The organism is Streptomyces shinuiensis, assembly GCF_043660855.1.
Lineage (GTDB): Bacteria > Actinomycetota > Actinomycetes > Streptomycetales > Streptomycetaceae > Streptomyces.
Genome location: NZ_JBIHML010000001.1, coordinates 5,602,000 through 5,624,137, shown reverse-complemented (window position 1 = coordinate 5,624,137; position 22,138 = coordinate 5,602,000). Strand labels below are relative to the sequence as shown.

General features: G+C 72.9%; 19 protein-coding genes. 9 read left to right on the top strand and 10 right to left on the bottom strand.

From position 1 onward, the window contains the following. Positions 1-36 precede the first annotated feature (36 nt). On the top strand, positions 37-351 hold the full coding sequence (locus tag ACGRHY_RS25435) for a hypothetical protein (protein WP_394637632.1): 315 nt from the start codon (positions 37-39) through the stop codon (positions 349-351). Positions 352-477: 126 nt separating this feature from the next. On the opposite strand, the gene ACGRHY_RS25430 is transcribed toward ACGRHY_RS25435, so the two are convergent. From ACGRHY_RS25430 to ACGRHY_RS25415, 4 genes are all read right to left on the bottom strand, one after another. Further along, entirely contained in the window at positions 478-1,047 is a 570-nt protein-coding gene (locus ACGRHY_RS25430; protein ID WP_394637631.1) for a snapalysin family zinc-dependent metalloprotease, read from the bottom strand. Positions 1,048-1,224: 177 nt separating this feature from the next. Next, positions 1,225-2,109: a septum formation family protein gene (locus ACGRHY_RS25425; protein WP_394637630.1), complete on the bottom strand. Its 885-nt coding sequence runs from the start codon at positions 2,107-2,109 to the stop codon at positions 1,225-1,227. Positions 2,110-2,569: 460 nt separating this feature from the next. Further along, on the bottom strand, positions 2,570-3,964 hold the full coding sequence (locus tag ACGRHY_RS25420) for an FAD-dependent oxidoreductase (protein ID WP_394637629.1): 1,395 nt from the start codon (positions 3,962-3,964) through the stop codon (positions 2,570-2,572). A 295-nt stretch (positions 3,965-4,259) separates the two neighbouring features. After that, positions 4,260-4,856 carry a TetR/AcrR family transcriptional regulator gene (locus ACGRHY_RS25415; RefSeq protein WP_394637628.1) on the bottom strand — a complete coding sequence of 199 codons (597 nt, stop codon included), beginning with the start codon at positions 4,854-4,856 and terminating at the stop codon, positions 4,260-4,262. A 246-nt stretch (positions 4,857-5,102) separates the two neighbouring features. Here ACGRHY_RS25415 and ACGRHY_RS25410 point away from each other — a divergent pair, with 246 nt between their 5' ends. Continuing rightward, positions 5,103-5,993, top strand: a complete 891-nt coding sequence (locus tag ACGRHY_RS25410; protein WP_394638199.1) for an NAD(P)-dependent oxidoreductase — start codon at positions 5,103-5,105, stop codon at positions 5,991-5,993. An 86-nt stretch (positions 5,994-6,079) separates the two neighbouring features. Here ACGRHY_RS25410 and ACGRHY_RS25405 read toward each other — a convergent pair whose 3' ends face one another. Both ACGRHY_RS25405 and ACGRHY_RS25400 read right to left on the bottom strand, forming a co-directional pair. Beyond that, positions 6,080-7,750 carry an FAD-dependent oxidoreductase gene (locus ACGRHY_RS25405; RefSeq protein WP_394637627.1) on the bottom strand — a complete coding sequence of 557 codons (1,671 nt, stop codon included), beginning with the start codon at positions 7,748-7,750 and terminating at the stop codon, positions 6,080-6,082. Positions 7,751-7,768: 18 nt separating this feature from the next. Further along, positions 7,769-8,701 carry an AurF N-oxygenase family protein gene (locus ACGRHY_RS25400; RefSeq protein ID WP_394637626.1) on the bottom strand — a complete coding sequence of 311 codons (933 nt, stop codon included), beginning with the start codon at positions 8,699-8,701 and terminating at the stop codon, positions 7,769-7,771. Positions 8,702-9,623: 922 nt separating this feature from the next. Here ACGRHY_RS25400 and ACGRHY_RS25395 point away from each other — a divergent pair. Further along, on the top strand, positions 9,624-10,325 hold the full coding sequence (locus ACGRHY_RS25395; protein ID WP_394637625.1) for a CAP domain-containing protein: 702 nt from the start codon (positions 9,624-9,626) through the stop codon (positions 10,323-10,325). A 48-nt stretch (positions 10,326-10,373) separates the two neighbouring features. Here the strand turns inward: ACGRHY_RS25395 and ACGRHY_RS25390 are convergent, their stop codons facing one another. From ACGRHY_RS25390 to ACGRHY_RS25375, 4 genes are all read right to left on the bottom strand, one after another. Further along, a complete protein-coding gene (locus tag ACGRHY_RS25390) occupies positions 10,374-11,081 on the bottom strand; it encodes a ribonuclease H family protein (RefSeq protein ID WP_394638198.1) in 708 nt (235 codons plus the stop codon). A 311-nt stretch (positions 11,082-11,392) separates the two neighbouring features. Continuing rightward, positions 11,393-12,256 carry an ABC transporter ATP-binding protein gene (locus tag ACGRHY_RS25385; RefSeq protein WP_394638197.1) on the bottom strand — a complete coding sequence of 288 codons (864 nt, stop codon included), beginning with the start codon at positions 12,254-12,256 and terminating at the stop codon, positions 11,393-11,395. A gap of 74 nt (positions 12,257-12,330) precedes the next feature. After that, on the bottom strand, positions 12,331-13,359 hold the full coding sequence (locus ACGRHY_RS25380) for a FecCD family ABC transporter permease (protein WP_394637624.1): 1,029 nt from the start codon (positions 13,357-13,359) through the stop codon (positions 12,331-12,333). A 56-nt stretch (positions 13,360-13,415) separates the two neighbouring features. After that, positions 13,416-14,486, bottom strand: a complete 1,071-nt coding sequence (locus ACGRHY_RS25375) for a FecCD family ABC transporter permease (RefSeq protein WP_394637623.1) — start codon at positions 14,484-14,486, stop codon at positions 13,416-13,418. 139 nt (positions 14,487-14,625) lie between these two features. Here ACGRHY_RS25375 and ACGRHY_RS25370 point away from each other — a divergent pair, with 139 nt between their 5' ends. The 6 genes from ACGRHY_RS25370 to ACGRHY_RS25345 all read left to right on the top strand — a co-directional run bounded on the left by ACGRHY_RS25370 (position 14,626) and on the right by ACGRHY_RS25345 (position 22,114). Next, positions 14,626-15,663 (top strand): ABC transporter substrate-binding protein, encoded by a 1,038-nt coding sequence (locus ACGRHY_RS25370; RefSeq protein WP_394637622.1) that lies wholly within the window; start codon positions 14,626-14,628, stop codon positions 15,661-15,663. A gap of 94 nt (positions 15,664-15,757) precedes the next feature. Beyond that, a complete protein-coding gene (locus ACGRHY_RS25365; protein WP_394637621.1) occupies positions 15,758-16,690 on the top strand; it encodes a siderophore-interacting protein in 933 nt (310 codons plus the stop codon). A 166-nt stretch (positions 16,691-16,856) separates the two neighbouring features. Continuing rightward, complete coding sequence (locus ACGRHY_RS25360; protein ID WP_394638196.1) at positions 16,857-18,389, top strand: pyridoxal phosphate-dependent decarboxylase family protein; 1,533 nt, start codon at positions 16,857-16,859, stop codon at positions 18,387-18,389. A gap of 31 nt (positions 18,390-18,420) precedes the next feature. Then, entirely contained in the window at positions 18,421-19,722 is a 1,302-nt protein-coding gene (locus tag ACGRHY_RS25355; protein ID WP_394637620.1) for a lysine N(6)-hydroxylase/L-ornithine N(5)-oxygenase family protein, read from the top strand. Then, the gene (locus ACGRHY_RS25350) at positions 19,719-20,291 is read left to right on the top strand and encodes a GNAT family N-acetyltransferase (RefSeq protein WP_394637619.1); all 573 of its coding nucleotides are present in this window, start codon (positions 19,719-19,721) and stop codon (positions 20,289-20,291) included. Before ACGRHY_RS25355 ends, ACGRHY_RS25350 begins: the two co-directional genes overlap by 4 nt. Further along, positions 20,288-22,114 carry an IucA/IucC family protein gene (locus ACGRHY_RS25345; RefSeq protein WP_394637618.1) on the top strand — a complete coding sequence of 609 codons (1,827 nt, stop codon included), beginning with the start codon at positions 20,288-20,290 and terminating at the stop codon, positions 22,112-22,114. The genes ACGRHY_RS25350 and ACGRHY_RS25345 overlap by 4 nt, the downstream gene beginning before the upstream one ends. Positions 22,115-22,138 lie beyond the last annotated feature (24 nt).

Genomic DNA, 22,138 nt, shown 5'->3' with positions numbered 1-22,138 from the left:
CGAGACGGCCGGACGACCACCCCCAGGAGGAAGCCGATGACCTCTGCCGCGCTCGCCGCCGAGCACCGTTCGAAGGTCCCGACCACACCCGCCACCACCGCGCTGACGACCCTGACCACCCTGCCGAAGAAGCCGCTACCGGCCGGCCGGCCCCGCGAGTGGTACGTCTCGCACAACCGCCGCCTGAAGGCCATGCGCCTGGCCATAGCCCTGCTCGACACCGGCGTCCACCGCCCGGAGCAGGCCTCCGACCGCAGGATCCGCACCACGGCCGAGCAGATCGGCGTCCACCCGCCCTCCGGTGCGACCTGCCGCATGGTCCGTTCCCTGATCCGCCACGGCGACCGCTGACCGGGGACGGAAACGCCGCCCCCGGGACACCGGTGAGGACGGAGGGCCCCGGCGCGCACCCTCACGGGTGCGCGCCGGGGCCCTCCCGACCGCGGCGGGGTGCCGGGGGCGCCCCGCCGCGGTTCGTCAGTCCACGGTCATCACATTGCGCGGCACCCCGGCCGGCCAGGCGAACGTTCCGCCGAAGTCGTTTTCGACCTCCGCCTTCTCCGCCGCGTTCGGATAGGGGTTCGTGCACGCGATCCCGGCGCTGGAACCGGACATCAGGCTCGAGCAGGGGCCGGGCTTGCGGTCCGGCAGGCCCAGGATGTGACCCAGTTCGTGGGAGGAGATGCGAACGGTGTTGTAGCCCTGGTCGACGGCCTGGCGGCCGATGTACACGATTCCGTTGCCCAGCGAATAGGTGTAGGCGCGAGGCCAGCCGTTGTCGGCGAGGATCCGGATGTTGGCACGCTGCCCGGCCGCCACCGGCCTCAGCTCGACGGCGTCGACGCTCTCGTTCCAGATCGCCGCGCCCCGGTCGACCGCGGCCCTGAACTCCGCCGCCGCGCTCGCGTCGTAGGTGAGGATCCGCGGGGCGAGGGCGCGGTCCTCGGCGACGGGTGCGGCCGGCGCGGCGGCGGCCTGACCGCCGGCCAGTGCGAAGGTGGCGGCCAGGGCAGCGGTGAAGCCGCGGACGAGTGTGCGGACGTGCATGGTCGTCCTCCTTGTGGGGGGTTGAGCGTGCTCATGACACGCTGCAAACTCCCTGCCCAGCCGTGGCGCGCCCCAATCCGTCAATCGGCACGGTCCCGGCGGCGGCCCCGGCCGGGTGGCGGGGCCGGCCGCTGTCGACCGGCACCGCAGCCCTCTCACAAGGCGGCCTGCGAGGGGTCAGCCCGCCCAGACCTCGGCGTCGTCGGCCGGGACGGTGGTGGCCAGGCCGAGCTCCTTGCGGGCGGCGACCGTGTCGTTCGGGTCCAGGCCGGTGAAGGCGGGATCGTAGGCGACGTAGAACGCGTCGGCGTCGCCGGCCTTCGCGGCGTCCTTCCAATGGCCGGCGGCCTTCTCCAGCCGGGCGCGGAGCTTGCCGGTCTCCGCCCCCTCGATACCCCGCAGACCGTCGAGGTGCGCGTCGAGGGCGGTGGCGACGGCGTCGGCCTGCGCCTTGTAGCCCTCGAGGTCCTCCTCGACGTTCTCCGCCTCGGGCTGGTTCGCCCACAGGGCGTCGTAGACGGCGTTCGCACCGTCGAGGTAGGTCTTCTGATCCGGCTTCAGCGACTTGGCACCGGCCTTCAGCGAACCGGTGAACTCGCCCGACTCCTTGGTGTAGGTGCAGCTCACGGCCCGGTCGCCGGTGGCCCAGCTCTCCGCGGTGGGAGTGTAGTAGTAGAGACCGACCCCCTCGGGCAGCACCCAGGTGTCCGGGGCGAACTCGCCCGCCTCCCCCGGGCACCGCTCGTCGGCGATCGCCGTGACCGCCTCGTCGCCGGGGAACTCCCCCTTCTCGTCGATGTCGAACTCGCCGACGACCTGGCTCCGGTGCGGCTCGCCGCACGGCACGAGCTCGATGGCGAACGCCTCACCCTCGATCTTCCTGCTGTTCGGGTTGTAGCAGTCTCCGGTGGACAGCGAGAACACCGACCGCTGGCGGGCCGCCTTCGTCGCGCCGTTCTTGGCACTGTCGACGAGGTCGGAGCACCCCGCGGCCCCGATCGCGAGCAGGGCGACGGCGGCGGATATGCCGCGCGGAGAGCGGAACGGCGCACGGATTGTCATGACACGTACATCCTCTGGGGGAAAATCATGAATGGTGCGCGCATCTTATGCCACTGTCATGACAAGCTCGCACGCGGAGGCCGCTCCAGGTCAGGAGGGGTGCCGGGGCCGGCCCCCGCCTCTCGGCCGGCCCCCGCAACGGCTCGTTGAACTCCCGCGGCGGACACCGTGAAGTGCGCTCAGTGCGGCGTGACCGGCCTGGAGCCGGGATTCACCGATGACGCGGGCGAGAGTTCGCGCGGTTACGCACGCTGGAGCACCGGACCGCTGGAGCACGGCGTGTTCGGTGGCGCCGGGCGCATGAGCCGCCCCCGGTGGCGGATCGACACCCACCTCTGCCCCGGGTGCGGCCATCCGGAACTCTTCGCCCGGCAGCCGGTCCGAGCCCGGTCTCCGCCCCGGTGACGCGCGGGGACGGGCGGAACCCGCGCGTCACCGGGTCCGGTGTGCCGGCGCGCCGTCAGCGCGTACCGGCCCGGCGCACCGCCGCGGTCGCCTTCCGGGCCGCCACCAGCACCGGGTCCCACAACGGGGAGAACGGCGGCGCGTATCCCAGGTCCAGGGACGTCATCTGCTCGACCGTCATCGACGCCGACAGGGCGACCGCGGCCACGTCCACGCGTTTGCCCGCACCCTCGCGCCCGACGATCTGCACACCCAGCAGGCGCCCCGTGCGGTGCTCGGCGAGCATCTTCACATGCATCGGCGCGGCGCCCGGATAGTAGCCGGCGCGGCTGGTCGACTCGATCGTCACGGTCACGAACCGCAGTCCCGCGGACCTGGCCTGGCTCTCCAGCAGGCCGGTGCGGGCGATCTCCAGGTCGCAGACCTTGCTGACGGCCGTGCCGACGACGCCGGGGAAGGTGGCGTAGCCGCCGCCGATGTTGGCGCCGATGACCTGGCCGTGCTTGTTGGCGTGCGTGCCCAGTGCGATGTGGCGATCGCGGCCGGAGACGAGGTCCAGGACCTCGACGCAGTCTCCCCCCGCCCAGACGTTCTCCCGTCCCCGTACCCGCATCGCCAGATCGGTGAGCAGGCCGCCGGACTCCCCCAGCGGCAGTCCCGCCTCGCGTGCGAGCCCGGTCTCGGGCCGCACGCCCAGCCCGAGGACCACCAGGTCGGCCTCGTACTCGGCGTCCTCGGTGGCGACCGCCCGCACCCGGCCGTCCTCGCCGGTGCGGACCGCGGTGACGACGGCTTCGGTGACCGTCTCGATGCCCATACCGATCATCGCCTCGCGCACGAGCCGGCCCATGTCGGGGTCCAGCGTGGTCATCGGCTCCTCGGCCCGGTCCAGCACCGTGACCCGGTAACCGCGGCGGACCAGCGCCTCGGCCATCTCCACACCGATGTAGCCGGCGCCGACCACGACCGCGCGCCGCGGGGTGCGCGCCGCCTCGGTCTCCTCCAGGGCCTCCAGCAGGGACCTGCCGTCGTCCATGGTCTGCACGCCGTGCACACCCGGCGCGTCGATGCCGGGCAGGCCCGGGCTCAGGGGGCGGGCGCCGGTGGCGATGACCAGGTGGTCGTAGCCCAGCCACTCCCCGGGGCCGTCGCCGCCGCGGACGCGGACGCGGCAGCCTCCCGCGTCGAGCTCGGTGACCTCGGTGTGCAGCCGCAGGTCGATGTCCCGCTCGCGGTGCTGCTCGGGAGTCCGTGCGATCAGGTCGCCGGCGACCGGGACATCGCCGCCGACCCAGTAGGGGATGCCGCAGGCGGAGTAGGAGGCATAGCCGCCCCGTTCGAGGGCGATGATCTCCAGCTCCCCGGGCCGCTTCAGTCTGCGTGCCTGCGAGGCGGCCGACATGCCCGCCGCGTTGCCTCCGATGACCACCATGCGCTGCGCGGTCGCCATGGTGTGCACTCCCTTCGCCGTACCGGGCACGCGTCGGCCCCGGTCTCCGTATGCCCACGCTACGCCCCGCCACCACCACCGCCCGGTCTCCCGGCGCCTGCCGGCCGGTGCGGCGGCGGACATGGCGGCGGATACGGCGGTGATGCGGCAGCGATGCGGAGGTGGCACAGCTGATGCCAGGTCACGATGCGTTCACGTCCGCCTCTTCCGGGCCGCCCGGGCACACAACGGGACCGTCCGGGAATTTCGGCCCGGCAGGCCGGGGATCGGTCGGGTCGCTCCTCCCGGCGGGGCGTCAGTCCCGCGGGGCGGCGCCGGCGTCCAGGAGGGGGCCGAGCTCCCGCGCCACGGTCTCAAGGGCGCGTACGTCGCGCTCGGCCCTGGCGATGACGATCGCCCCCTCCAGCGAGCTGATCATCAGGGTCGCCAGCGAGGTGGCCCGCCCGGCCGGCACGCCCATCTCCGTCAGCGCCCGCGCCACCGGGCGGTTCCAGGCGGCGAACGCGGCGGCGGCGGTCTCCCTGGTGGACTCGGCGGAGCCGGCCCGGTCCACCGTCGCGGCGACGACGGGGCAGCCCGTCGCGAAACCGGCCGACCGGTACTCGTCGGTCCACTGGCGCACCATCGCCTCGAACAGGCGACTCGGCGACGGCTCGGGCATCTCGGCCAGGAAGCGGGCCACGCGCTTGGCCGCGTAGCGGCCGGCCCACTCCACGGCCTCGTTGACGAGCTGCTCCTTGCCGCCCGGGAAGTAGTGCCGCAGCGATCCTCTCGGGGCCTGCGCGTGCGCGACGATGTCGCGCACGCCGGTCGCGGCGACCCCGTCGCGCCGGATGAGCTGGGCCGCGCTGAAGACCATCCGCTCGCGCGGTCCCCGCCGGGAAACCGCCATCGCCGACCTCCGATCCCCTGGCGAACCGGGCGGGCGGCACTCGCCCCGCCGGTCCGACCAGCCTATCGGTACCGCCCCGACCGCCCGGTACGGGAGAGGTCTCACGCGTTCCGCCCCGAACCGGCTCGCGCCCGCGTCGCGGCTATGACACACGTCATAACGACCGCTACTATGACGGCTGTCATGGACAGCAGGACCGGCAGGCCGGTGAGGGCCACGGCCCTCCGGCCGGAAGGGCGGCACAGGGTGGACGTGGGTTTCATCGGCCTCGGCGTCATGGGGCAGCCCATGGCGCTGAATCTGGCCCGCACCGAGGCGGCGCCGATCGTCTGGAACCGCACCGCCGCCAGAAGCGAACCGCTGCGCGCGGCCGGGGCCGAGGTGGCGGCGAGCCCCTCCGAGGTCTTCGATCGCGCCGGCACCGTCTTCCTGATGCTGGCCGACGAGGCGGCGACGGACGCCGTACTGGGCCGCGGCACACCGGACTTCGCCTCGCACGTCGCCGGGCGCACGATCGTGCACATGGGGACGACCTCGCCCCACTACTCGCACGGGCTGGAAGCCGACGTCCGCGCGGCCGGCGGCGGTTACGTCGAGGCCCCCGTATCCGGCTCGCGCGTGCCCGCCGAGGCGGGGCAGTTGGTGGCGATGGTGGCCGGGGAGCCGGCGGCCGTGGAGCAGGTACGCCCGCTGCTGCGGCCGATGTGCCGAGAGGTTTTCGTGTGCGGGCCCGCTCCGAACGCGCTGCTGATGAAGCTCTCGGTGAACCTGTTCCTGATCACCATGGTCACCGGCTTCACCGAGGCGTTCCACTTCGCCGACCGCCACGGCCTGGACCGGCGGCTGTTCCTGGACGTGCTCGACGCCGGCCCGATGGCCAGTGGCGTCTCCCGCATGAAGGCGCCCAAACTGCTGGCGCGCGACTTCGGCGTCCAGGCCGCCGCCCTGGACGTCCTGAAGAACAACCGGCTGATCTACGAGGCGGCCCGGGAGGCCGGCCTGGCCTCTCCCCTGCTGGACGTCTGCCACACCCTCTTCGGCGAGACGGTCGCCCTGGGGCACGGCGAGCGCGACATGGTGGCCGTTCTGCACGCCCTCGAGGCCAGGACCGGCCGCGGGCGGCGGCCCGCTCCCTGACGCTTTCCACAAAGGGGCCGCCACCACCGGTCCGGGGCCGCCACCCGTCCCGCTCCGGACCGGGAGCCCGGAGCGGGACGGGTGTTTCAGCCCGGAAACCGCCGACGGCCGCGGGCCGCCGCCACCAGTTCGGGGACGGTGGCCAGCTTCTCCCGGGGCCGCCCGGCCCGCAGCCCGCGGGCCACCTCCACCCGGTCGATCGCGGCCTGGCCGCGGGCGTCGACCAGGCGGCGGTTGCGGCCTCTCGCCAGTCCGCGGAAGGCCCTCGCACCGTGCTCGGGCGCGGGCAGGGCGCCGTCGAGCGCGTCGGCGAGCAGGGTGCCGACCGTCTCGGCCGCGCAGGCGCGGTTGGCTCCGATGCCGCCCCAGGGCCCTCGCTTGATCCAGCCCACGACGTACGTCCCCGGCCGCCCGGTCACACGCCCGCCCTCGTGCGGGACGGTGCCGGTGGCCTCGTCGAAGGGCAGCCCGGGAACCGGCGCGCCGCGGTAGCCGACCGCCCGTACCACCAGGCCGGCCGGTATCTCCAGCTCCCCTTCCGCCGCCGTGGCGCGCACCGCCCGCACGCGCCCGTCGCCGAGCACCTCCACCGGCGCGCTGTGGAAGCGCAGCACGATGCGCCGCCCCGGTGCGGGCGGGAGGGACCAGTCCACCGCCTGCCGGGAGACGCCGCGCAGTACGGCCGCCTTGTCCCCCGGCCCGGCCGCGTCGATGCCCCCGGCGATGCGGGGGTCGTGGTCGTCCACGATCAGTTCCACACCCGGCAGATGCTTCAGGGCGAGCAGTTCCGGCCTGGTGTACGCCGCGTCCGCCGGCCCCCGGCGTCCGAGGAGGACCACCTCCCGCACCTTTCCGGCACGCAGCGCGCCGAGCGCGTGGGCGGCGATGTCGGTGCCGGCCAGTTCCTCCGGATCAGCCGTCAGGATCCGGGCGGTGTCGAGGGCGACATTGCCGTTGCCCACCACGGCCACTCGATCGGCGCACGGGTCGACGGCGTCCGGGGCGGTCTCCGGATGGGCGTTGTACCAGGCGACGAGCGTGGTCGCGGAGATGCTTCCGGGCAGGTCCTCGCCCGGGATACCCAGGCGGCGGCCGGCGCGGGCTCCGACGGCGTAGACGACCGCGTCGTGGTGCGCGGCGAGTTCCTCGGCGGTGACGTCCCCGCCCACCTCAAGACCCAGGTACATCCGGACCCGCGGGTGCGCGTACAGCCGCGCGAAGGTGTCCCCGGCCCCCTTGGTCCCCGGGTGATCGGGGGCCACCCCGTAGCGCACGAGGCCGCCGGCCACCGGCATCCGGTCGATGAGGGTCACCTCGGCGCCTGTGTGGAGCAGCAGGTCCTCGGCGGCGTACATGCCGGCCGGGCCGGTGCCGACGACCGCGATCCGCAGCGGCGCGAAGTCGGAGGGCAGGGTTCGCTCGAACGTCGGCCTGCCCCAGGCGTGGAAGTTCGGTCCGTGGTCGGCGGGTTCGGGACTCTGCCCGCCGTCCGCGCGGCTCTCGCGGTCCTCGAAGTACGCCGCGTTGACGGCGGCGTACTCCCGCTGCGCCCGGGAGAGCCGGTCCTCCGGGAGGATCGCGTCCACCGGGCAGGCGTCCGCGCAGGCGCCGCAGTCGATGCAGGCGCTCGGGTCGACGTACAGCATCTCCGTGCTGCCGAAGTCCCTCTCCTGCGGGGTCGGATGGATGCAGTTGACCGGGCAGACGGCGACGCAGGTGGCGTCGCCGCAGCAGTTCTGGGTGATGACGTGAGTCATGTCACGGCCCGCCCGGTCTCAGACGAGGTCGGCGCGCCGGTAGAACACCAGCGCGGGCTTCGTCAGCAGGCCGGCCGAGGCGAGGAACTCCATCAGGCCCGAGCAGCTGGAACGCATCATCGCCTTGTGGTGCTCGTTGGCCCTCGCCTCCCGCACCGCGCGCTTCTCGTCGAGCCCGGCGTTGGCGTACACCCTGCGGTTCACCATGCTGGTGACGATGACGTAGGCCGCGATCGAGATCACCAGTGCGTGGATCCGTCGGCGCAGCCGGCCGGCACCCGCCAGGCGCTTGCGCGTCTCGTCGCGGGCGAACTTCATGTGCCGGGACTCCTCGACGACATGGATGTTGTTGATGGTGCGGACGAACGGCACGACCCGCTCGTCGCGCATCCAGTCGCGCTGCATGACGTCGAGGACCTCCTCGGCGACCAGGATCGCCGCGTACGCCGCCTCACCGAACGCCAGCGTCTTGAAAGCCCGGCCGAGTTCGAAGGCGAGCCGGTGCGGACGGTACGGCGGGGCGCCCAGCTTCCGGGCCCCGCGCGCGAACATGATCGAGTGCCGGCACTCCTCGGCGACCTCGGTCAGCGCCCACTGGAACTCGGCGCTGGTTGGGTCCTTGGAGTAGATGTCGCGCAGCACCATCTGCTGGAGGATCATCTCGAACCAGATGCCGGTACTGGCCACCGAGGCGGCCTCCTGCCGCGTCAGCTCCTTGCGCTGCTCCTCGGTCAGCTCGTCCCAGTACGGGGTGCCGTAGAGGGTGCTCCACTCGGGGCTGGTGCCGTGGAAGTCCTTGTCCAGCGGCGTCTCCCAGTCCACCTCGACGGCCGGGTCGTAGGCCAGCCTCGCCGCCGAGTCGAGCAGCCGGCGCGCGACGTCCTGCCCGTCGTGCCGGTCGTGTTCCGCCGGTCGTCCCATCGGTCGGACAATGCCGGTGCTGCTCGCCATGTGCGCTCCTCGAACCGTGTGCGACGTTCCCTGTCCGCCCGCTGCGCCGGGGGCGGCCGCCGGTCCGCTCCCGCGTCCCGCGGCCTGCCGGGGCACCCCCACGCTTGTTAGACAGAATGTAAACCAAGGGGTGCCGCGCACGCTACCCCCGGTAACACTTCCGATGACCCTGCAGGGGAAGCGCCCGCGTACGGCGCCGGCCAGACGCGCAGACCGCGGTGCACAGAACATCGCGGACCGCCTCGACCAGACCCTCCCTGCAGGTCCGCGACCCCTCGGCGGCACGCAGGGCGTGGTGCTCGGCGGCGGCACGGAGGGCGCCGCCGGCCATGGCCGCCCCCACCGCCACCCACATTCGACCCGAACACGCCCCGGCTCCTGCTCCTGCTCCAGGAATGTCGACACACCAGGGCACATGGAGCCGACCGCGCGCGGTGACGCCCGGCCGGTCGCCACGAGTCCGGCACCGGCGCCTCACCCCCGCGCCCGGGCGGCCGGACCGGCGCGCGGCACAGACTCCCGTGACATCCGTCACAGCACATATCGGTACTACACCCACCGGGTAGTAGGTGGCGCCCGGTGGACATAGAGCATCCGTCCCACCCGAAACGGTCATACCGTGCACACGGTTCTGCGGGCCGCGCCCCGCTTCGCGCGTTCCCCCGTGCACGGCGGCACGGGACGGATCCTGACGGAGCGACAGGACATCGCCGCCCACCCCCGGCGCCCGCCCGGCACGGGACCGTGCCGGGCACAAGGGGCGCTGGAACCTACGAGCCGGCGTAGTACCAAGGCTCGTTGCCCCGCCCGTCGAGCGGTCCCGACAATGACGGCCCGCACCGCGTTCCCGCAGCTCAGAGGCGGGCGCCGTGCGGGTCGTCCACATCCGGGGGGATCCGCGATCCGACGATTGGGGTCACACATGAGCAAGCACCGCAGAACGAGGCGCTACCGGAAGATATCCGTCGCGGCCCTCGCCGTGACCGCCCTGGGAGTGCCCACCGCGGCCCTGGCATGCGTGGACCGGCCGGCGACCGCCGACGACCGGGACCGCTCCTGGCAGAACCGGTACTCGGACGACCGGGACCGCTCCTGGCAGAGCCGGTACTCCGGCGAACGGTCGCCGGAGTACCGGTGGACCTCGCGGCCCGCGGCGGAGACGACCCGGACGCCCGCCACTGCCCCGAGCGCCTCCCCCACCCCCGATGCCTCCGCGCCTTCCGCGCCTTCCTCGCCCGCCCCGGCCGACGATGCCGCGGCCCGCGTCGTGGAGCTCGTCAACAGCGAGCGCGCCAGGGCAGGATGCGCACCTCTGAAGGTGAACGAGAAGCTGACCGGGGCCGCCCAGGCCCACAGCCAGGACATGGCCGACCACCGGAACATGTCCCACACCGGCTCCGACGGCTCCGGTCCCGGAGACCGGATCGAGCGGGCCGGCTACGAGTGGCGGACCTACGGCGAGAACGTCGCCTACGGCTACCGGACTCCCGAGAGCGTGATGGACGGCTGGATGTCCAGTCCCGGCCACAAGCGCAACATCCTCAACTGCTCGTTCGAGGAGATCGGCGTCGGCCTGGCCCAGCCCGGCCACTACTGGACGCAGGCCTTCGGCACCGCCCGATAGGGCGGCACCGGGGAGCCCGCGGGCGTCCGGGCCATCCGACGACCGGTCTCACGCCCCGCCCGCTCCGGTGGCGGCGCAGGTGGGGTGGCCCCAGCCGTCGGGGGTCTTCGCGATCGTCTCGCCCTTCGCGTACGGCCGGCCGCAGCGGCACCGGCCCGGAAAGCGGGCCTTGAGCGACCTTCCGGAGGAACGGCCCGAGGACCCGGGCCTCCGGGCCGGCTTCGCCCCCGCCGCACGGGAACGTCCGCCGGCGGAGGCGGTGCCGGGCTCAGGCGGCGGCAGGTCGTCCCCCGCTGCGGAGCCGATCGGCCGCTGAGTGCGGGCGCTGTGGCTCGCGGCGCGGTCGGCGGCGTCGTTGAGCCGGTCGCCGTCCGCCCGGTGGGCCGGGGTGTGGACGAACTCGACGTCCCGTCCCGCCAGCAGTTCGTCGATCCGCACCACCAGATCACGGTTGGCCACCGGTGTGCCGGCCGAGGTCTTCCAGCCCTTGCGGCGCCAGCCCGGCAGCCAGGTGGTGACCGCCTTCATCGCATACTGGGAGTCCATCCGCACCTGTGCCGGTACGGCCGGGTCCAGGGCCTGGAGCAGTCTCTCCAGTGCGGTCAGTTCCGCCACGTTGTTGGTCGCCCGGCCCAGCGGGCCGGCCTCCCACCGCGCCACATCGCCGTCCGCTCCGGCGATGACCCATGCCCAGGCCGCGGGCCCGGGGTTTCCCTTCGAGGCGCCGTCGCACGCGGCGATGATCCGTTCCAGCACCCTGCGATCCTGCCATCCACGCACCATGGTCACGGTCACCGGCCCCGGTGTCCCCCGGTAATCATCCGGTGCGTGCGGAGCCGTTGGTCGTCGCACACACCGCGGCGGCTCGCCGGGCTCTTCCGGGACCTGCCGGGACCTGTCGGGGCCGGGATCGGCCGGACAGGGGGATCCTGCCCGCTGTCCGCACTGGCGGCCACCGGCGCGAACGTCCTGCCCGGCCACGGGCCGGTGCACCGGGGCCCGGTCCGTGCCGCAGCCGGCACAGCAGCGTCTCGGCGGGGCGTTCGCGCTGCTCCGTTCACGACCGATCAGGACAGGTGACCGGCCGCCTGCGGCTCGCGGGCGCGGCGCCGCGCCGCGGGCACCACCAGCGGAGTCCCGGTCTCCGGGTCGTTGATGACCCGGCAGGGCAGGCCGAAGACCTCCTCGACCAGTTCGGCGGTCACGATCTCCTCCGGCGGTCCGGAGGCCACTACCCGCCCGTCGCGCATCGCGATCAGATGGGTGGCGTAGCGGGCCGCGTGGTTGAGGTCGTGGAGGACGGCGACCAGGGTGCGGCCCTCCTCCTGGTGGAGGCGGGCGCACAGGTCCAGGATGTCGATCTGGTGGGCGAGGTCGAGGTAGGTGGTCGGCTCGTCCAGCAGCAGCAGCGGGGTCTGCTGGGCCAGCGCCATGGCGATCCACACCCGCTGGCGCTGCCCGCCGGACAGTTCGTCCACCGAGCGGTCGGCGAGATCGGCGACGCCGGTGGAGGCCATGGCCTCCGCGACGACGCGCTCGTCCTCCGCCGACCACTGGCGCAGCAGGCTCTGGTGCGGGTAGCGGCCCCGGGAGACCAGTTCGGAGACGGAGATGCCCTCGGGGGCGGCGGAGGACTGCGGCAGCAGGCCGAGGGTGCGGGCGACCTGCTTGGCATTGGCCGAGGAGATGTCCCGGCCGTCCAGGAGCACCGCCCCGGCGGCCGGCTTCAGCATTCGCGACAGGGCGCGCAGCAGGGTGGACTTGCCGCAGGCGTTGGGGCCGATGACGACGGTGAAGGAGCGGTCCGGTATCGCGACCGTGAGGTGCTCGGCTATCGTCCGCCGGTCGTAGGCGAGGGTCAGGTCCTCGCCCCTCAGCCTCGTCCCCCCGGCTGCCGGGGTGCCGTGGTCGCGGTGGTCGCCCTGCGTCATCCGTTCTGCTCCGTCCTGGGGGTGTCCGACCGGGTCCTGGACGTACTGGGGGTCCCGGACCACCGCGTGGGTGTTCATATCCGTCCCGCCTTCCGCTGGGTGGCCAGCAGCCACACCAGGTAGCAGCCGCCGAGGAGGCCGGTGACGACGCCCACGGGGATCTGCCGTCCGGTGAAGAGGTTCTGGGCGGCCCAGTCGGCGATCACCAGCACGGCCGCGCCCATGCAGGCGGCGGGCAGCAGGTTGGGGCCGGGGGCGCGGGTGAGCCGCTTGGCGAGCTGGGGCGCGGTGAGCGCGACGAAGGAGACCGGACCGGCGCAGGCCGCGGCGAAGGAGACCAGGACGACGGCGGAGCCCAGCGCCGCGGTGCGGGCGCGCTCGACGCTCACGCCGAGGGCGTGTGCCGCGTCGTCGCCCATCTCCGTCATCCGCAGGGCCCGTCCGCAGCCCAGGACGATGACCGGGCCAAGCACCGCCAGGGCGATCAGCAGCGGGGTGAGCTCGGGCCAGCCGCGGCCGTCGAGGCTGCCGGTGATCCACAGGATCGCGCGGGACGCCTCCATCAGCTTGCCGCGGGTGAGCAGGTAACCGTTGACGCCGGTGAGCATCGCCAGGACGCCGATGCCGGTGAGCACCAGCCGGTAGCCGTGCATCCCCTGGCGCCAGGCGAGGGCGTGGATGAGCAGTCCGGTCAGCAGCCCTCCGGCGATGGCGCCGCCGGCCAGGGCCGCGCTGCTGCCGCCGGCCAGGACGACGAGCAGCGCGCCGGTGGAGGCGCCCTGGGTGATGCCGAGCATGTCGGGGCTGCCGAGGGGATTGCGCACAACTGACTGGAAGACGGCTCCGGCCAGGCCGAGCGAGGCGCCGGTGAGGAGAGCGGCGAGCACCCTGGGCAGCCGCAGTTCGTTGACGATGAAGTCCTGGGCGGGGGTGCCGCCGCCGGTGAGGGTGGTCAGCACCTCGGCGGGGCTCATGGGGTAGTCGCCGCTGCCGATGGTGACGACGCCGGCGGCCAGGGCCGCGAGCAGGCAGACCGCGGCTGCGGCCAGGGCCCGGGGGCGGAAGCGGAGACTGAGCGCCGGCCCGGCGCGGAGGGTCCTCATACCGGTCCTCGTGTCGTTTCCCGTACCGGTTCTCATGCCGGTTCCCGTGACGGTTCTCATGCGGCGGCCACCTTCCGCCGCCGCAGGACGTGGAGGAAGAGGGGGCCGCCGAGGACCGCGGTGACGACGCCGACCTGGAGCTCGCCGGGGCGGCCCAGCAGCCGGCCGAGCACGTCGGAGCCGAGCAGCAGCACGGGGGCGAGCACCGCGCAGTACGGCAGCATCCAGCGCAGGTCGGGGCCCGTGATCGTGCGGACCAGATGCGGCACCATCAGCCCGACGAAGACGATGGGGCCGGCGGCGGCGGTGGCCGCGCCGCACAGCAGGGTGACGGCGACGATGCAGGCGGCACGGACCTTCTCCGGCCGGGCGCCCAGGGCGCGGGCCTGGTCGTCGCCGAGCGCGAGGGCGTTGAGCGGCCGGGCCAGGGCGAGTGCGGCCAGGGCACCGGTGGCGATGAACGGCAGCACCTGCACCACGGCGTCCATGCGGGCAGAGGCCAGCGAGCCGACGGTCCAAAAACGCATCCGCTCCAGTGACGCGGCGTCCAGGATCATCGTGGCGTTGACGTAGGAGTACAGGGCGGCGTTGAGCGCCGCGCCGGCCAGCGCCAGCCGCGCCGGGGTCGCCCCGCGCCCGCCGCCGACGGCGTAGACGAGAACGGAGACGGCCGCCGCGCCGACCAGCGCGAACCACACGTAGCCGGTGAAGCCGGTCACTCCGAGGAAGGCGATGGCGGTGACCACCGCGGCCGAGGCGCCCGCGTTGATGCCCAACAGCCCGGGGTCCGCCAGCGGGTTGCGGGTCAGCGCCTGCATCACCGCGCCGGCCAGGCCGAGGGCGAGGCCGACGAGCAGCCCGAGCAGGGTGCGCGGCAGCCGCATCTCGTGCACCACGCTCCAGGTCGCGGAGCCACTGTCGAGGAGTCCGGACCAGACCTCGCCCGCCGACAGCGGCCGGGCGCCGAAGCCGAGGCTCAGCACCAGCAGGACGAGCAGGAGGGCCGTGGCGCCCGCCAGCCCGGTGGAGCGCAGGGCGGTACGGGTTCGCGTGGGCGGCCCCTCGACGGCGGAGGACGGCGCCGGTGCCGTTCTCTTCCCCGCGGGGTTCGGTTTGATGAGTGACACGTGCGGACTCCGGTGTGCCGGGAGGGAGACCGGCGATCGCCCCCCTTGGGCTCGAACTTTGGTTAGGTTAACCTAACAGCCGCGGCCGGTCGTCTGAACACCTGTCGCGTCCTTGTGCGTTGCTCAGAGAGGCCCAGTCATGTCCTACGCAAGAACCGCCAACCTCTCCCGCCGGGGCATTCTCTCGGCGGGCGGTGCCCTCGGTCTGGGCGCTCTGCTCGCGGCGTGCGGGGACGGCGGTTCGCAGACGTCGGGCAGGACAGCCGAGAAGGACGGCGGCCCCTGGTCGTTCACCGACGACCGCAAGAAGAAGGTCACCGCCGACAAGACCCCCGAGCGCATCGTCGCCTTCACCGGCACCGCCGCCGCCCTGGCCGACTTCGGCCTGAAGGACCGGATCGTCGGCGTATTCGGCGAGACGGTCCTGGAGGACGGCTCGGCCCACCCGCAGGCCGGCGACCTGGATGTGAAGAAGATCGAGGTCATCGGCAACGCCTGGGGCGAGTTCGACATCGAGAAGTACGCCGCACTCAGCCCCGAACTGCTGGTCACGCACCAGTACGACTCCGGCTCGCTGTGGTACGTGCCGGAGGAGAGCTCCGGCAAGATCCTCGAGCTCGCCCCCAGCGTCGCCGTCCAGGTCGCGAACGTCTCCCTGCTCAAGCCGATCCAGCGCTACGCCGCCCTGGCCGAGTCCCTGGGCGCCGACCTGAAGTCCAAGCAGGTCACCGACGGCAAGGCCCGTTTCGAGGCGGCGGCCGAGAAGCTCCGCAAGGCAGCCGGGGCCGGCGGCGGGCTGCGGGTGCTGGCCGCCTCCGGTAGCGCGGACTACTTCTACGTCTCCACCCCCGCGCCCGCGGCCGACCTGAAGTACTTCGCCGAACTGGGCGTCAACTTCGTCCTCCCCAGGGACGTCAAGGCCAGCGGCGGCTACTTCGAGAGCCTGAGCTGGGAGAACGCCGGGCAGTACGAGGCCGACCTCATCATCCTGGACAACCGCAGCACCGCCCTGCAGCCCGAGGACCTGAAGTCCAAGCCCACCTGGGAGGCGCTCCCGGCGGTCAAGGCCGGCCAGGTCGCCGAGTGGGACCCGGTGCCGCGCTTCTCCTACCAGGGCGCCGCCCCGCTGATGGAGAACCTCGCCGACGCCATCACCGGGGCGAAGAAGCTCCGCTGAGCAGGGGCCGGGAGGCGCCGCGGCGCCTCCCGGCCCGTACCGCGCCGCCCCCAGACCGCGCAGGACAGCAACCTCCGAGAAGGAGAGCCCACAGATGACACCGCGCACCGCCACCCCCGTCGCCCCTCCCGTCGCCGCCTCTCCGGCGGCCCGCAGGACGCCGGCGCACCGCCGCGCTCCCGCCGCCCGGCCGGTCTCGCCGTTCGGCTTCTTCGAGGCCTCGGTCGTGCGCAGTCTGCGGCTCGGGCCCTCCCTGGTCCGGATCACCTTCGGCGGGGAACGGCTCAGGCGGTTCGCGGGCGGCGGAAGGGACCAGAGCTTCTCGCTCTTCCTGCCGCAGCCCGGCCAGAGCGAGCCCCTCGTCCCGGTGGAGATGGGCGACGGCTGGTTCGCGGCCTGGCGTGCGATGGACCCGGCGGTGCGCGCGGTCATGCGCTCCTACACCGTCTCCGCGCAGCGCCCGGAGGCGGGCGAGGTGGACGTCGACTTCGTCCTGCACGGCGACACCGGACCCGCGACCCGCTGGGCGCGTCGCGCCCGGCCGGGCGACCGGGTCCGCATGCTGGGCCCGGTGACCGCGGAGAACAAGAGCGTCGGCTTCCGCCCTCCCCCCGGCACGGACCGGGTACTGCTGGCCGCCGACGAGACGGCGCTGCCCGCCGTCGCCGGGATCCTGTCCTGGCTGCCTGCCGGCGTCCGGGCACGGGTGTGGGTGGAGGTGCCCCGGGCCGGGGACGTACGGCCGCTGCCCACCGCGGCCGACGCGGAGGTCACCTGGCTGGCCCGGGAGGACTCCCGGCGGCACGGCGCGGTGGTCGACGCCGTACGCGAGGCCGTGCTGCCCGAGGAGGCCTGGGGCGGCGCGTACGCGTGGCTGGCGGGCGAGGCCGGTGCAGTGCGCGCGCTGCGCCGCCATCTGGTGTCCGAACGCGGCTTCGCCCGCGGCCGGGTGGCCTTCTCCGGGTACTGGCGGCTGGGCGCCTCGGAGGAGGATCTGCGCACCGAGGCGCTGACCGGCGCCGCCTGACGCGGGATCAACCCCGCACGGAGCCCCACGTACTGCCCGCGGTACGAGGGGCTCTCACATGATCAGAGCAAGTTAGGATAGCCTTACCTAAGTTCCCTGCTCCCCCGATTCGGAGGACCCGCGCGTGAGCCCCCAGGGATCCGCCTCCCCTCTCGCTCCTGCCGACATGGCCGGCCCCGTCGGCGGCGACCCCCGCTCCCATCTGCTGAACGACTGCACCGCCGGGTACTACCGGCGGCTGGTCTCCGAAGGCGTGGCACGGGTCGCCCGGACGGTCGCCGGAACCAGCCGCCCGTTCACCGGTGTCACCCCCGGTGAACTGGCCCCGGTGGTGGACGGCATCGACCTCGACCGCCCCCTGGGCGATCCGGCAGCCGCCCTCGACGAACTGGAGCATGTCTACCTCCGCGACGCGGTCTACTTCCACCACCCCCGCTACCTCGCCCACCTCAACTGCCCGGTGGTGCTTCCCGCCCTGCTCGGTGAAGCCGTCCTCTCCGCCGTCAACTCCTCCCTGGACACCTGGGACCAGAGCGCCGGCGGCACTCTGATGGAGCGCCGGCTCGTCGACTGGACCGCCGCCCGCATCGGCCTGGGCCGCGCCGCCGACGGCATCTTCACCAGCGGCGGCACCCAGTCCAACCTCCAGGCGCTGCTGCTGGCCCGCGAGGAGGCCCTCCGGCTGCTGCGGAAGAACTCCCCCACCCCGCCGCCGGTCTCCGAGATGCTGCCGCAACTTCGCGTCCTGACCTCCGAGGCCGGCCACTTCTCCGTAATCAAGGCCGCCAAACTCCTCGGTCTGGAGCCGGGATCGGTCGTCTGCGTCCCCTGCGACGGCGACCGCCGGATGCGCACCGACGCCCTCGCCCGCGAACTGCGCCGCTGCCGGGAGGAGGGCCTGACGGTGATGGCCGTCTCCGCCACCGCCGGCACCACCGACTTCGGCTCCATCGACCCCCTGCCGGAGATCGCCGAGCTGTGCCAGGAGGCCGGGACGTGGTTCCACGTCGACGCCGCCTACGGCTGCGGGCTGCTGGCCTCCACCACGCGCCGCCATCTGCTGAAGGGCATCGAGCGGGCCGACTCGGTCACCGTCGACTACCACAAGTCCTTCTTCCAGCCCGTCAGTTCCAGCGCCGTCCTCGTCCGCGACGGCGCCACCCTGCGGCACGCCACCTACCACGCCGACTACCTCAACCCGGCCCGCAGCGCCGAGAAGCGCATCCCCAACCAGGTCGACAAGTCCCTGCAGACCACCCGGCGCTTCGACGCGCTCAAGCTGTGGCTGACCCTGCGCATCATGGGCGCCGACGCCGTCGGCGCGCTCTTCGACCAGGTGGTGGACCTCGCCGCCGACACCTGGCGGATCCTGGAGGACGACCCCCGCTTCACCGTCGTCACCAGGCCGGCGCTGTCCACCCTGGTCTTCCGCTGCACCCCCGGCGCGGACACCGGCGCGGTCGCCGACGAGACGGCCGTGGACCTGGCCAACCTGCACGCCCGCGAGGCCCTGGCCGCCTCCGGCGAGGCCGTGGTCGCCGGAACGGTGGTCGACGGCCGCCACCACCTGAAGTTCACCCTGCTCAACCCGGAGACGACGACGGACGACATCCGCGCCGTCCTCGACCTGATCGCCGGGCACGCCCAGGAGCATCTGGCTTCCTCCGCCGCCCGCCGGAACGGCTCACCGGCCGCCTGAACCACCGGATCACCAGACCCACGGAGACGACGTGTCCACCCCTCACGACTTCATAGCCATCGGACTGGGCCCCTTCAACCTGGGGCTGGCCTGCCTGACCGAGCCGGTCGACGACCTCGACGGGCTCTTCCTGGAGAGCCGCCCGGAGTTCGACTGGCACCCCGGCATGCTGCTGGACGGCGTCACCCTGCAGACACCCTTCATGGCAGACCTGGTGACCATGGCCGACCCCACCTCCCCCTACTCTTTCCTCAACTACCTCAAGCAGTCCGGGCGCCTGTACCAGTTCTACATCCGCGAGAGCTTCCATCCGCTGCGTGCCGAGTACAACGCCTACTGCCGCTGGGCCGCCGGCCGGTTGTCCTGCGTACGCTTCGGCCGCGAGGTCACAGCCGTCTCCCACGACGAGGCCGAGGGGCTGTACACCGTCACCGCCCGCGACACCTCCACCGGCGAGCACAGCGAGCACCGCGCCCGCCACCTGGTGCTGGGCACCGGCACCCCGCCGTACGTCCCCGAGTCCTGCGAGGGGCTGGGCGGCGATGTGATCCACAACTCCCGCTACCTGGAGCACAGGAAGGCGCTCCAGGCCAAGAAGAGCATCACCATCGTGGGCAGCGGGCAGAGCGCCGCCGAGATCTACCACGACCTGCTCTCGGAGATCGACGTCCACGGCTACCGCCTGAACTGGGTCACCCGCTCCCCGCGGTTCTTCCCCCTGGAGTACACCAAGCTGACCCTGGAGATGACCTCCCCCGACTACATCGACTACTTCCACGCCCTGCCCGAGACCACCCGGCACCGGCTGGAGGGCGAACAGAAGGGCCTGTTCAAGGGCGTCAACGAGGCCCTGATCAACGACATCTTCGACCTGCTGTACGCCAGGAGCGCCGCCGGCCCCGTCCCCACCCGGCTGCTGACCAACACCGCGCTGACCTCCGCCTCCCACGACGAGACGAGCGGCTCCTACACCCTGGGCCTGCACCAGGTCGAGCAGGACAAGGAGTTCACCCTCACCACCGAGGGCCTGATCCTGGCCACCGGCTACCGCCACCGCGTCCCCGACTTCCTGGACGGGATCCGCGACCGCCTCCGCTTCGACTCCTCGGGCCGCTTCGACGTCGCCCGCAACTACAGCGTCGACGTCACCGGCCGCGGGGTCTTCCTGCAGAACGGCGCCGTCCACGCCCACAGCGTCACCTCACCGGACCTGGGCATGGGCCCGTACCGCAACTCCTGGATCATCCGCGACGTCCTCGGCCGCGAGGTCTACCCCGTCGAGAAGTCCATCGCCTTCCAGGACTTCGGCGCCCCCGAGGGAGGCATCGCGTGAGCGACGTCCTCTTCCACCGCGAGGACCCCGGGCTGGGGGGATTCTCCGTGGTCGCCCTGGACCCGGCCGCCGACGCGCCCCTGCTGCACTCCTGGGTGACCCATCCCAAGGCCGTGTACTGGATGATGCAGGACGCCGGCGAGCGGCAGGTCGCCGACGAGTACCGGCGGATCGCCCAGCACCCCCACCACGACGCCTTCCTGGGCCTGCACCACGGCATCCCCGCCTTCCTCGTCGAGCGCTACGACCCCGCGTATGTGGAGCTGGCCGGGCTGTACGACCACCGGGCGGGAGACGTCGGGATGCACTTCCTCACCGCTCCCTGCGACACACCCGTCCACGGGTTCACCCTCGCCGTCATCACCACGGTGATGGCGATGCTCTTCGACGACCCGGCCGCCCGCCGCGTGGTCGTCGAGCCCGACGTCCGCAACACCGCCGTGCACGCCCTCAACGCCGCCGTCGGCTTCGAGGTCGTGGGCCCGATCGCCAAACCGGAGAAGGAGTCCCTGCTGAGCGTCTGCACCCGCGAGCGCTTCGAGGCCGCCGTACGAGGAGCCGCCCTGTGACCGCCGCCTCCCCCCGGGCCGTACCGCACCCCGATCCGCGGGAGGCCGTGGCCCATCTGACCCCCGGCAACTGGGAGGCCGCCGTACGGCTGCTGCTGCGCAAGGCCCTGTCGGAATTCTCCCACGAACGCCTGCTGGTCCCCGCCGAACTGGGCGGCGGACGCTACACCGTCACCGGCGGCGGGGACGGTGGGGAGGTCGAGTACCGCTTCACGGCCCGCCTGATGGCGCTCGACCACTGGCAGATCGACGCCGGCAGCATCACCCGCCACCGCGGCGGCGCCGAACTGCCCCTGGACGCCTTCGCGTTCTTCACCGAATTCCGCGGCGCCCTGGGCCTGAGCGACGAGATCCTGCCCGTCTACCTGGAGGAGATCAGCTCCACCCTGTCGAGCACCGCGTACAAACTGGCGAAGGAGCCGGTCACCGCCGCCGAGCTGGCCGGCGCCGGCTTCCAGGCGATCGAGACCGGCATGACCGAGGGCCATCCCTGCTTCGTCGCCAACAACGGCCGCCTCGGCTTCGGTGTCCACGAGTACCTGGCCTACGCGCCCGAGACCGCCGCCCCGGTGCGGCTGCTGTGGGTGGCCGCCCACCGCGACCACACCACCTTCACCTGCTCGGCCGACACCGACTACCACACGCTGCTGCGCGCCGAGCTCGGGCAGGCCGTCCTCGACCGGTTCGACTCCGTCCTGCGCGGCCAGGGCCTGGACCCGGCGGACTACCTGCTGATCCCCGTCCACCCCTGGCAGTGGTGGAACAAGCTCGCCGTGACGTTCTCCGCCGAGGTCGCCCAGCGCCGGATCGTGCCGCTGGGCGAGGGCGAGGACGAGTACCTGGCCCAGCAGTCCATCCGCACCTTCTTCAACACCTCCGCGCCGGGCAGGCACTACGTCAAGACAGCCCTGTCCGTGCTCAACATGGGCTTCATGCGGGGCCTTTCGGCGGCCTACATGGAGGCGACCCCCGCCATCAACGACTGGCTGGCCGATCTGGTCGCCAAGGACCCCGTCCTGCGCGCCACCGGGCTGGAGATCATCCGCGAGCGCGCCGCGGTCGGCTACCGCCACGCCGGCTACGAGGCCGCCACGGACCGCCACTCGCCCTACCGCAAGATGCTCGCGGCCCTGTGGCGCGAGAGTCCCGTCCCGCGGCTGGGGGAGGGGCAGCGCCTGGCCACCATGGCCTCCCTGCTCCACACCGACAGCGAGGGGGGCTCGCTGGCCGCCGCGCTGATCGAGCGCTCCGGCCTCACCCCCGAGGCCTGGCTGGGCCGCTATCTGGATGCCTACCTCGCCCCGCTGCTGCACAGCTTCTACGCCTATGACCTGGCGTACATGCCGCACGGCGAGAACGTCATCCTCGTACTGGAGGACGACGCGGTGGCGCGGACGGTGTTCAAGGACATCGCCGAGGAGATCGTCGTGATGGACTCCGGCGTGGAGCTGCCCCCCGAGGTGGAGCGCATCCGCGCCGAGACACCCGAGGACATGCGGCTGCTGGCGATCCTCACCGACGTCTTCGACTGCTTCCTGCGCCACCTCGGCGCGATCCTCGCCGACCGGGGCGTGCTGACCGAGGACGCCTTCTGGCGCACGGTCGCCGAGGCGGTGATCCGCTACCGGGAGTCCGTGCCGGAGCTGGCCGGGCGGTTCGAGCGGTACGACATCTTCGCCGAGGAGTTCGCGCTGTCCTGCCTCAACCGGCTCCAGTTGCGCGACAACCGGCAGATGGTGGACCTGGCGGACCCCTCCGGCGCGCTCCGGCTGGTCGGTGACCTGAGGAACCCCATCGCCCCCTACGCCCCGGGGAGGGCCTGACACACCGTGGTGACGACAGGGACG